This window comes from uncultured Methylobacterium sp. (genome assembly GCF_964244095.1).
GTDB lineage: Bacteria > Pseudomonadota > Alphaproteobacteria > Rhizobiales > Beijerinckiaceae > Methylobacterium.
In genome coordinates, this window is record NZ_CAXTHR010000137.1 from 1 (window position 1) to 10,701 (window position 10,701).

Sequence of the window (10,701 nt, forward strand, 5' to 3'; positions counted from 1 at the left end):
CCGACTGGAACATCTCGCGGGTGATGTCGCAGCCGCCGACGAACTCGCCCTTCACATAGATCTGCGGGATGGTCGGCCAGTTGGAATAGGCCTTGATGCCGTCGCGGATGCCAGCATCGGCCAGCACGTTCACGCCCTTGAACGGCACTTCGAGGTAGTTGAGGATCTGCACCACCTGCCCCGAGAAGCCGCATTGCGGCATCGTAGGCGTGCCCTTCATGAACACCACCACGTCCTGGGACTTGATCTCGGTCTCGATGCTTGCGTTGACGTCGGTCATTGATCACCTCACGGCTTTTCGGTTGGAGTGATATCGATGCTCGCGGCCAGCTTCTCAAGCAGCGCGTCGAAAGTCGGCGCCCGCCGCGTCAGCTCGTCGAACGTGAAGGGGCAGGTGTCGGGCACGGATCGCGGCAGCCGCGCCCCGTACTCCGCGAGATCGGCCCCAGCATCGAGGCAACCTCTTCGCCAAGCGGCGTCGAGATCGATGAGTCGCCGCATCGACGGCGTAGCCTCGTGCCCGATCCGCGTCACCCAGGCCCGAATCTCGATCCGCCACCGGTTCCGGCTCGGCGCGTCGGGATCGGACAGGGCCTTCAGGAGATGTTCGAACACGAGTTCCATCTTGCGGACCACACCGCCGGTCTGGGAGCGGCCTACGTAGAGAACCTCCGCGATGATGCTCTGCCAGTCCACTTGGCGCGACAGCGCATCCGGCTGCTCGGCGAGACGCATGAGCAGGTCGGCTTGGCGATGCGACCACGCCACCGAATCGACGTCGACCGGTTCGGGCGCCTCCCGCCGCACGGCCGCGACCGCGTGGATCTCGCTCGCCAAAAAAGCGGACTGATCGGCAGGGGCACGAACGTCGATGAGCCTGTCGAGATAGGCCGGAACGCCGTCCTCGGCGTCCCAAGCATAGACCCCGAGCCGATTGGCGATCGCGCTTCGATCGGCACATCCGCCGTGCCCGTCGGCACGTTCGAAGACCTCGAACAGGCGGGAATGCAGGCCCGTGGAAAAATCCTCGGACGAGACGAGATCTCGCACGCGCAGGAAAATCGAAGGGTCGTCGAGGATCGCGCCCAGGAGCCCGAGCTCCCAGGCATGGACCTGTCCCCAGACCGACGGCCGAGGGTCGTTCTCGATCAGAAGTGGCGGTGTGAAGCCCATCGGCCGACGATCCGCGAAGCGAGCCCTAATCCTGCGGGACGCCCGTCGTCAGCGCAAGGGCGTGGAGCACGCCCCCCATCCGCCCCTGGAGCGCGCCGTAGACCATCTGGTGCTGGGCGACGCGGGTCTTGCCCTTGAACGCCGTGGACAGGACGGTCGCGGCGTAGTGGTCGCCGTCGCCGGCGAGATCCTTGATCTCCACCTGCGCGTCGGGCAGCGCCTCGACGATCATCCGCTCGATCTCGCGCGCATCCATCGGCATGGGGTCGGTTCCTCGGATCGGTGGGTCAGGCGGCGGCCGGAAGGCTCGCCATGTAGGCGGGCAGCCAGCCCTCGTGACTGGCGCGAAGCGCGGCCACCGCTATGCTCTCGCCCCCCGGCAGGGTCAAACGATCGCCTTCCGCCACGCCGACGACGACGGCGTCGACCCCCTGCGCAGAGGCGCCGTGGAGGATGTCCGTGGCGGCCTCCGGCTCGACGGCGATGAGGTAGCGGGCCTGGTCCTCGCCGAACAGGTAGGCGTGGGCCGGCATGTCGTCCGGCGCCGTAGACAGGGTCGCGCCATAGCGTCCGGCCATCGCCATCTCGGCGAGCGCCACGGCCAGCCCCCCGTCGGACAGGTCGTGGACCGTGTCGACGAGGCCCGAGACGATCAGCCCGCGCACGAAGTCGCCGTTGCGGCGCTCGATCGACAGGTCGACCGGCGGCGGCGCACCCGCCTCGCGGCCCGCGATCACCGCGAGGTAGATCGACTGGCCGAGCCAGCCTTCCGCCGCGCCGACCAGCACCAGCGCGTCGCCGGCGCGCTTCAGGCCGATCGTGGCGTGGCGCGCCACGTCGTCGAGCAGCCCGACCCCGCCGATGGTGGGCGTCGGCAGGATGCCGACGCCGTCGGTCTCGTTGTAGAGCGAGACGTTGCCGGACACGACGGGGAAGTCGAGCGCGCGGCACGCCTCGCCGATGCCACGGAGGCAGCCGACGAGCTGGCCCATCACCTCGGGCTTCTCCGGGTTGCCGAAGTTGAGGTTGTCGGTGATGGCGAGCGGGCGCCCGCCCACCGCCGTGATGTTGCGCCACGCCTCGGCCACCGCCTGCCGGCCGCCCTCGACCGGGTCGGCCTCGCAGTAGCGCGGGGTCACGTCGGCGGTAAGCGCCAGCCCCTTCGGCCCGTCCGCGACGCGGACGATCGCCGCGTCGCCGCCGGGCGTCGCGACGGTGTTGCCGCCGATGAAGTGGTCGTACTGCTCGTAGACCCAGCGTTTCGAGCACAGCTCGGCCGAGCCGACGAGGCGCCTCAGCGCGTCGGTCAGGGAGGCCGGGACGGGCACGTCGGCGGCAGCGATCACCGGCAGGTGCGTGCTGGCCACGTGCGGCCGGTCGTAGAGCGGCGCCTCGTCGCCGAGTTCCCTGATGGGCAGGTCTGCCACGGTCTCGCCATGCCACCTCACGACAAAGCGAAGCGTGTCGGTGGTGCGCCCGATCACCGCGAAGTCGAGGCCCCACTTGACGAAGATGGCTTCCGCTTCGGCTTCCATGCCGGGCTTGAGCACCATCAGCATGCGCTCCTGGCTCTCCGACAGCATCATCTCGTAGGGATTCATGCCTTCTTCGCGGGCCGGCACCTTCTCGATGTCGAGCTCGACGCCGAGGCTGCCCTTGGCGCCCATCTCGACCGCCGAGCAGGTCAGCCCGGCCGCGCCCATGTCCTGGATCGCGATCACGGCGCCGGACGCCATCAGTTCGAGGCAGGCCTCCAGCAGGAGCTTTTCCGCGAAGGGGTCGCCGACCTGCACGGTCGGGCGCTTGGCTTCCGTCTCGGCATCGAACGCGGCCGACGCCATCGTAGCGCCGTGGATGCCGTCGCGGCCGGTCTTCGAGCCGAGGTAGACGATCGGGTTGCCCACGCCCGACGCCGCCGCGTAGAAAATCGCGTCGGTCCTGGCGAGGCCGACCGCCATCGCGTTGACCAGGATGTTGCCGTCGTAGCGCGGGTGGAAGCCCACCGCGCCGCCGACGGTGGGCACGCCGAAGGAATTGCCGTAGCCGCCGATGCCGGCCACCACGCCGGACACGAGGTGGCGGGTGCGCGGATGGTCGGGCGAGCCGAAGCGGAGCGCGTTCAGCGCCGCGATCGGCCGGGCCCCCATCGTGAAGACGTCGCGCAGGATACCGCCGACGCCGGTCGCCGCGCCCTGGTAGGGCTCGATGAAGCTCGGGTGGTTGTGGCTCTCCATCTTGAAGACGCAGGCGAGCCCGTCGCCGATGTCGATGACGCCCGCGTTCTCGCCCGGCCCCTGGATGACGCAGGCGCCCGTCGTCGGCAGCCCGCGCAGATGCAGCCTCGAAGACTTGTACGAGCAGTGCTCGTTCCACATCGCCGAGACGATGCCGAGTTCGGTCAGACTGGGGTCGCGCCCGATCAGCCCGCGGAAGCGTTTGTACTCCTCCGGCGTCAGGCCGTGCTGGCGGACGAGCTCGGCGGTGATCGGGACGTCATTGCGGAACATGCAGGTCCTCTCGACCGGTCTCGGCGGTCGGGACGGCTCTAAGCATCATTGCGCGAAGTGGCCGCCGGTTCGCGCGAGACAATGATGCGTCACCAAGGAGATCGAAGCAGGCATTCGTAGGCGAAGCCACGAAAGCCTGCTTAGAGCGGAAGCGCCGGGTCTGGCAACGGCCGGTCCGCGCGGCAGCGGCCGCGCCTGCGTGATTTACCACGGGAGGAATCGGGAGGCCCGGCTTGCAACCGGTCGGCCACGGAATGATTGAGTCTCCGTGAGTAAGATAGGTTTAAAAATCGTGATCGTTCGTGCGCAGGCCCTTCTGAGGGACGTCTTGTCCATCGCCGTCGTGTCCGGCGCCCTCATGGCGTCGTCGATGGGGGTCGTCTCGGCGCAGATCGTCCCGGAGACCTCCGGCCAGACCTCGGCGGCCAATTCGCCCGCGGCCGTCGTGCAGACCGGTTCCCGCAGGCGCCTGAGCTGCAAGGGATGCGCGCGGCCGTCTCCGGAGGCCGGAAGGCCTCGGGTGGAGGCTTGGCTGCACGAAGCGATCGGATCGGACCCGCGGCGACCCGCGCATCTGCGCTGAGGGCGCCCACGGCGATCCGTGCTGCGATCCTGCGATCCACAGGCGGTTCTCCTCTTGGACGGTCCGCTCGAACGAAGCAGTGACCGCCGTGGGGAGCCTTGAGCCCGTCCGCGGGCGGCGACGGCGTGCGGCGGTCAATACTGGACCGTCGCCCGGACCCCGACCACCGTGCTGTCCTTCATCCGCACGAAGCCCTGGCGACGCGGGTTCCAGGTGTTGCCGCCCGGCGAACGGACGTATTGTACGTCGGGCTGGATCGTGAAGCCCGGCGCCACGACCGCCTGATAGGTCAGTTCGAGCAACGCTTCGTGGCGCCGGACCGGTCGGGCAATCCCCTCGAATGCGATCCGGTCGCGGTCGTAGCCCCGCACTCCACCGGCGATCCGCGTGTAGGTCACGCTCACGCCCGCCACGTCCGCGGGCCTGCCGGGAAGCAGGCCTTTGTAGACGAGGCCGGCATCGCCGTAGAGGTCGACGAAGCTCGATGCATTCGGTGATCCCGCGACGCGGACGAAGGCGGCCGCGCCCCTGTCGCTGTCGGCATCCTCGTGGTAGAAGGTCTGGTCAACGAGGGCGTAGAGGCCGTCGTTGCCCCGCTGACGCCGGGCGATGCCGGTGCTCGCGGGAGCGGCCAGGGGGCTGCCCTGCGTGTCGAAGCGCGGATCGTCGAACCGGGCGAAGTGGTGATAGTAGCCGAGCTTCACCGTTCCCGTCCGCTCCGGCCCCGGCGCATCCACGACGTAGCGGTGGGCCGCTTCCGCCATCAGAAGGGGCGCTGCGTCCACCGGGAAATCCGTGCCGTCGGGACTCCGCCGCTGCGGGTCGAGGTCGCGGTCGCCTGCGCGCGCCGGGGCCGGATCGCCGTTGAACAGACCGAGCATCAGCGTCGTGCGATCGGACGGACTCCACTTGCCCCGGACGCCCGGCGTGGCGAGCGGCGATGCGGGGCCGCCCGAGGGCAGGTTCGCCGTGGCGATCACCGGCCAACCGAAGGTCTGGTTGACGAACACGGTCGCGGAGGGGCTGACGAGGAACTCGGAATCCGCCGCGAGCCGGCCCGCGCGCAGGCTCAGTGCCGGGTCGAGGGCCTGCTGGAACCAGAGCTCGTGCAGGCGCGTCGCCGGCAGGGCCTCGATCCCGCTCACGGTGGCGAGGTTGCCGACGTAGTAGCGCGAGATGTCGGTCCCGTGGATCTGGTAGGCGTTGGTGTGGAAGCCGAGGCCCTCCAGCCCCATCAGGGTGCCGAGGTCGGCATCGACCTGAACGTCGAGGCGGCCCTCGTAGGCCGTGCCGCGACGCATGCCGCCCCGCAGGTTCGAGAAGACTTCGCTGATGTAGGCGGCGTTGACCTCGATGCCCTTCTCCTTCAGCGCCGCCCGCCCGGTCCGAGCCCGCTCCGCCAAGCCCGCCACGACGTCGGAAGGCGCGGTGAGGTCGACGTCGCGCAGCGCCGCAACCTGGGGAACTTCCGCCGCCTTGGCACCGCAAGCCCCCGCCGTGACGAGGAACAAGCAGACCCACGGGCGGAATGGGCGGAGGCGGTGCATCGCGCGGCTCGGAATGTCGAGGAACTGAAGACCTGGGTGCGCTCCTTCGGGTTCAGACCGGTCCGGGATCGCGCGCCTGGCCGGCCGGGCCCGACCCGTGTTTCGCGCTCGAGACCGGGCGCGGGTCCGGGCGGCCAACCCATGCCTAGCTTGATGCATCGAAAGCCGTGGTCTTGCGGCAATCGCCGAGGCTGCGGAAACCTGTTGACCGGAGGAATGCCGGCTTCCGCGGCGTAGGATCACAAATAGGCATAAGAAGCCGGCTTCCGCGCGAAAGAAGCGGATTATTACTTTCAATACAGTAATGAAATAGTTAACCGCGAGAGCCTATCTGCGACGGATACGGCGAAGAATCGATTCGGACCGATGCGTCGGACAGTCGGGATGAGGCGGGTATCGTCCCCTCGCCGTCCGACCGTCGTTCCCCCGTTTCAGCGCGGATGCCCCCCGAACCGGACCGCCGGGTTCGATCCGCAGCCTCGACGGCGCGCGGAAGCAGGGGCCGTAGCGAGCCAAGTGGTCGCCTTGACGACCGAATCCGGCTCACGCCCTCCGGGTGAGCGGTCGGGTCGGGGCCTGGCGCCAGCGATCGATCGCCGCATGGACCGGTTCCGGCCCCGAGACGAAGGCGACGTAATCGAACCCCCGCCCGTCGCGGCTCGACATCAGGAGCTGGAAGTGCATCCGGAACAGGTTCCAGCGACGTCCTGGGATCAGGCGTGCCTCGATCAGGTCTTCCAGGCGGACGTAGCGGGTCGCCGGGCGATCCGGCCCCGGCGAGGGCACGTCGGAGGCGGTTAGCGGATCGCGCAGGTGGATCGACAGCCAATCCCACGGCGCGCGCACGTCGAGCCAGCGGATCGCGTCCGCGGCGGCGAACCGCGCCAGGGCCGCGCGGAACCGGGTGGCCGACGCATCGAGGGCGATCCACGGGATCACGCTGCCGAGCGTCACGAACGAGACCGGCGTGCCGCGGGTGCCGAAGCCGGGGTCGGCCGAGAGCACCCGGTCCAGCACCTCGACGCCGAGGAAGCTCGACGAGGAATGGCCGATCACCACGATCTCGCCGGCGCTGCCTTCCGCCGCGCGGATGCGCGCGGCCATCGCGTCGAGGCGGTCGGGGATCTGCCGGTCGCGGCCGGCCGCGTGGTCGTGGGTGAAGGCGGTGTCGTCGACGAGGTGGGCGCAGTAGAACGGCTTTCCGCGGGTGAGCGCCATGATGGCGGCCAGCACCGCGTAGGCCGCCACCGGCACGGCGAGCCAGGACCAGGGGCGCCAATCGGCCGGGAGCAGCAGCGGCAGCCCGGCGGCGAGCCCGAGGCTGGTCGCCGCGAACAGCAGGTAGAGATGGTGGACGCCGAAGATCACCATGGCGAAGCTGCGCGCCTCGCGGCGCAGGCGGCGCTCGTAGCCCGAGCGCCTCAGCCGCCACAGCAGCGCCGGCACCGCGGCGAGCCGGCGCCAGTCGGGCCGCGGGAAGCGGGCGCGGACGATGTCGTCCCAGCGCAGCAGGGCGTAGCGGGTGCGCGTGCCACCGGCCTCGACCGTCCAGTCGAGGCTCAACCCGTCGGCGCTGCGAACCGCATCGCCCACCGCGATGTCGAGCCCGCGGCGCGCGGCCGTCAGCCGGCTCTCGCGGCGGAACAGGCCCCAGTAGGTCTCGGGCTCGCGCGGATCGAAGCCGGGGAGGTAGAAGACCTGGCGCGTGACGGTGCTTCGTGAAGCGGCGTCGGACGAATCCCCCTCCCGAGGAGAGCGGGCTTGCGTGACGGGCGGGGCCTGTCCGGACACCTCACGCCCCTCATCCTGTCCTTCCCCCCCCGGGAGAAGGGACCCACGCCCCTGCCGGTCGCGCGGCGCAGGGGTCGAGGCCGGTGGGTCGCGGAACTGGGTGATGGCTGAGGCGATCCGTTGGCTGCGGCGATGCCCGCTCCCTACACCAGGAAGCAGGGTCGGCACGAGCGAAAAGGCGTGGGCGGTCGCCTCACGCGGCCGGCGGCTGCGCCAGGAACTCGGCGATCGCCGCGACGAAGCGCGCGCCGTAGGCCTCGCGCTTGCGCTCGCCGACGCCGTGGACGGTGCGCAACGCGTAGAGGTCCACCGGCTTGCCCTTGGCCATCTCGATCAGCGTGCGGTCGGGGAACACCATGAAGGCGGCGATGTTGTCGGCGCGCGCGATCGTCGCCCGCAGGCCGCGCAGGTGCTGGAACAACGCCTCGTCGGCCTCGCTCAGGCCGTCGGAGCCGGCATCGCGCGGCGCGCCCGCGCGGCGGCGCTCGCGCGGCTCGGTGGTTTTGGGCTCGGGATCGGGCCGGAGCTGGACCGGCTCGCGGCCGAACAGGATCGCCTCGCCCTTGTCGGTCATGGTGAGGCCGCCGAAGCCGTCGCCGTTCTCGGCGACCGCACCCGCCGCGAAGAGCTGGCGCAGGATCGCCCGCCACGCCGCCACCGGCTTGTCGGCGCCGACGCCGAAGGTCTTGAGCTGCGCGTGGCCGTTGCGGCGGATCGGCTCGGATTCCTTGCCGTGGACCACGTCGCAGACGTAGGCGGCGCCGTAACGCTGCCCGGTGCGCACGATCGCCGACAGGATCTTCTGCGCCGACACCGTGCCGTCGACGAGCGAGACGCCGCCGCGGCAGAGGTCGCACCGGCCGCAATGGCCGCTCGCCTCGTCGAAATAGGCGAGCAGCGACTGCCGGCGGCAGGCCGCGCCCTCGCACAGCGAGATCATCGCCTCGAGCTTCCTCCGCTCGACGCGGCGGCGCTCGTCGGGCACCTCCTTCTCGTCGATCTGGCGGCGGCGCAACGCCATGTCGTCGAGGCCGTAGAGCGTCAGCGTGTCGGCGGGCAGGCCGTCGCGGCCGGCGCGGCCGATCTCCTGGTAGTAGCCCTCGACGTTGCCCGGCATGTCGGCGTGGCAGACGAAGCGCACGTCCGGCTTGTTGATGCCCATGCCGAACGCGACGGTGGCGGTCATCACGATCCCGTCCTCCTGCAGGAAGGTGTCCTGGTTGCGCATGCGCGTGCCCTGGTCGAGGCCGGCGTGATAGGCGAGCGCGTTGAAGCCGTCCTTCCTCAGGCTCTCGGCCAGTTGCTCGGTGCGCTTGCGCGACGAGCAGTAGATGATCCCGCTCTCCGTGCGCCGGTGTTTCAGGAACCGCTCGATCTGCCGGGTCGGGTTGTCTTTCGCGGCAAACGTCAGGCCGATGTTCGGCCGGTCGAACGAATGCACGAAGGTCCGCAGGTCGCGGCCTTCGGGAAACAGCCGCTCGGCGATCTCGGCCCGCGTCGCCTTGTCGGCGGTGGCGGTGAGCGCCAGGGTCTGGACGTCGCCCAAGGCCTCGCGGGCGCGGGACAGGGCGCGGTACTCGGGGCGGAAGTCGTGGCCCCATTGCGAGACGCAGTGGGCCTCGTCGACGGCGAGCCGCCGCACGCCCGCACCGCGCAGCGCCTCCATGCAGCCCTCCATCAGCAGCCGCTCGGGCGAGACGAACAGCAGCCGCAGGTCTCCGGCGCGGATCATCCGCCACGTCTCGCGCGACGCCATCTCCGCCACCGACGAGTTCAGGGTCGCGGCCGCGACGCCGAAGCCGCGCATCTGCTGCACCTGATCGTGCATCAGCGCGATCAGCGGCGAGACCACGACGGTGAGCGAATCCTCCACCAGCGCCGGCAACTGGTAGGTCATCGACTTGCCCGAGCCCGTGGGCATCACCGCGAACACGTCGGCGCCGTCCAGCACCGCGCCGATCACCTCGGCCTGACCGGGGCGGAAATCGTCGTAGCCGAAGGTGGTCTTGAGGGCGCGCCGGGCTTCGTCGAGTCGTGAGGTCATCGGGCTTCTTTTACCGATCGGGCAGATTGAATGCGGACTGCGTAGACGTTAGCATCCAAATGCCTACACGCGAGACTGGACCATGCCGCTCAACATCCGCAGCGAAGAGGTTAACCGGCTGGCGGAGACGCTGGCATCGGCGGCGCGGGTCAGCAAGACCGAGGCCGTGCGTATGGCGCTGGCCAACGAGTTGCAACGGCGCGAGGCGTCGCTGGCCGAGTTCATGGAGCAGATCAGGCATATCCAGAACCGCATCGCGACCCGTCCGGGAACCGGACTGGAGGCCGACAAGGCGTTCTTCGACGATCTGAACGGTGAGCCGTGATGTTCATCGACGCCTCGGCCATGGTCGCGATCCTTGCCAACGAGCCGGGAAACGCGGCGTTGGCCCGCGCCATCAAGCTGGCGGCCGAGCCGATCACCTCGGCGCTCGCCGTGTTCGAGACCGCGACGGCCGTCGCGCGGAAGAACGGAATATCGGTCGAAGACGCCCGAACGGCGGTCTACGCACTCCTGGATCTCGCCGGGATAACGCTCATCGTGCTCGGAGACACGGAGGCGCGGGGCGCACTCGCCGCCTACGCCCGCTACGGCAAGGGCCAGGGCCACCCGGCGCGGCTGAACATGGGCGATTGCTTCGCCTATGCCTGCGCGCAGGCACACGAGGTCGCCTTGCTGTTCGTCGGCGACGACTTTCCGCAGACCGACATCCCATCCGCGATGGCTTGAGCCGGACGCGCAGCGCGATCACCCGATCCGTACGATCTCGGCCGAGCCCCCCAGGCCCTCGAACGCGGCGGGGTCCGCGCCTGTCAGGAACACCTGCCCCGGCAGGGCGTCGAGGGCCTCGAACAGGCCGGCGCGGCGGCGCGGGTCGAGGTGGGCGGCGACCTCGTCCAGCAGGATCAGCGGCGCGATCCCGCTCATCGCCTGGACCAAGCGGGCGTGCGCCAGCACGAGGCCGATGAGCAGCGCCTTCTGCTCGCCGGTGGAGGCGGTGGCCGCCGGCACGTCCTTGGGGCCGTGGCGGACCACGAGGTCGGTGGTCTGCGGGCC

The 10,701-nt window shown here is 69.9% G+C and carries 11 protein-coding genes; 3 read left to right on the forward strand and 8 right to left on the reverse strand.

Annotation, left to right across the window (positions count from 1 at the left end):
• The 4 genes from grxD to purL all read right to left on the reverse strand — a co-directional run.
• The coding region (gene grxD / locus ACFE86_RS17875) for a Grx4 family monothiol glutaredoxin (RefSeq protein ID WP_375456669.1) at nt 1-280 on the reverse strand (280 nt) is incomplete at its 3' end.
• A gap of 8 nt (nt 281-288) precedes the next feature.
• Nucleotides 289-1,173: a DUF29 family protein gene (locus ACFE86_RS17880; RefSeq protein ID WP_375456670.1), complete on the reverse strand. Its 885-nt coding sequence runs from the start codon at nt 1,171-1,173 to the stop codon at nt 289-291.
• Between the two features lie 25 nt (nt 1,174-1,198).
• Nucleotides 1,199-1,435: a BolA/IbaG family iron-sulfur metabolism protein gene (locus tag ACFE86_RS17885; protein ID WP_375456671.1), complete on the reverse strand. Its 237-nt coding sequence runs from the start codon at nt 1,433-1,435 to the stop codon at nt 1,199-1,201.
• Between the two features lie 25 nt (nt 1,436-1,460).
• Nucleotides 1,461-3,680 (reverse strand): phosphoribosylformylglycinamidine synthase subunit PurL, encoded by a 2,220-nt coding sequence (gene purL / locus ACFE86_RS17890; protein ID WP_375456672.1) that lies wholly within the window; start codon nt 3,678-3,680, stop codon nt 1,461-1,463.
• 328 nt (nt 3,681-4,008) lie between these two features.
• Between purL and ACFE86_RS17895 the strand changes: the two genes are divergently transcribed.
• The gene (locus ACFE86_RS17895; RefSeq protein WP_375456673.1) at nt 4,009-4,263 is read left to right on the forward strand and encodes a hypothetical protein; all 255 of its coding nucleotides are present in this window, start codon (nt 4,009-4,011) and stop codon (nt 4,261-4,263) included.
• Between the two features lie 134 nt (nt 4,264-4,397).
• Here the strand turns inward: ACFE86_RS17895 and ACFE86_RS17900 are convergent, their stop codons facing one another.
• The 3 genes from ACFE86_RS17900 to recQ form a co-directional block, all read right to left on the reverse strand.
• Nucleotides 4,398-5,810 (reverse strand): carbohydrate porin, encoded by a 1,413-nt coding sequence (locus ACFE86_RS17900; protein WP_375456674.1) that lies wholly within the window; start codon nt 5,808-5,810, stop codon nt 4,398-4,400.
• A 543-nt stretch (nt 5,811-6,353) separates the two neighbouring features.
• Nucleotides 6,354-7,457 carry a hydrolase gene (locus ACFE86_RS17905; RefSeq protein WP_375456679.1) on the reverse strand — a complete coding sequence of 368 codons (1,104 nt, stop codon included), beginning with the start codon at nt 7,455-7,457 and terminating at the stop codon, nt 6,354-6,356.
• A gap of 337 nt (nt 7,458-7,794) precedes the next feature.
• Nucleotides 7,795-9,645: a DNA helicase RecQ gene (recQ, locus tag ACFE86_RS17910; RefSeq protein WP_375456675.1), complete on the reverse strand. Its 1,851-nt coding sequence runs from the start codon at nt 9,643-9,645 to the stop codon at nt 7,795-7,797.
• Between the two features lie 82 nt (nt 9,646-9,727).
• Between recQ and ACFE86_RS17915 the strand changes: the two genes are divergently transcribed.
• Nucleotides 9,728-9,970, forward strand: a complete 243-nt coding sequence (locus ACFE86_RS17915) for a type II toxin-antitoxin system VapB family antitoxin (RefSeq protein WP_375456676.1) — start codon at nt 9,728-9,730, stop codon at nt 9,968-9,970.
• Nucleotides 9,970-10,374 carry a type II toxin-antitoxin system VapC family toxin gene (locus ACFE86_RS17920; RefSeq protein ID WP_375456677.1) on the forward strand — a complete coding sequence of 135 codons (405 nt, stop codon included), beginning with the start codon at nt 9,970-9,972 and terminating at the stop codon, nt 10,372-10,374. Before ACFE86_RS17915 ends, ACFE86_RS17920 begins: the two co-directional genes overlap by 1 nt.
• A gap of 18 nt (nt 10,375-10,392) precedes the next feature.
• Here ACFE86_RS17920 and ACFE86_RS17925 read toward each other — a convergent pair.
• Nucleotides 10,393-10,701 (reverse strand): AAA family ATPase (locus ACFE86_RS17925; protein WP_375456678.1); only part of this gene is annotated, 309 nt, incomplete at its 5' end.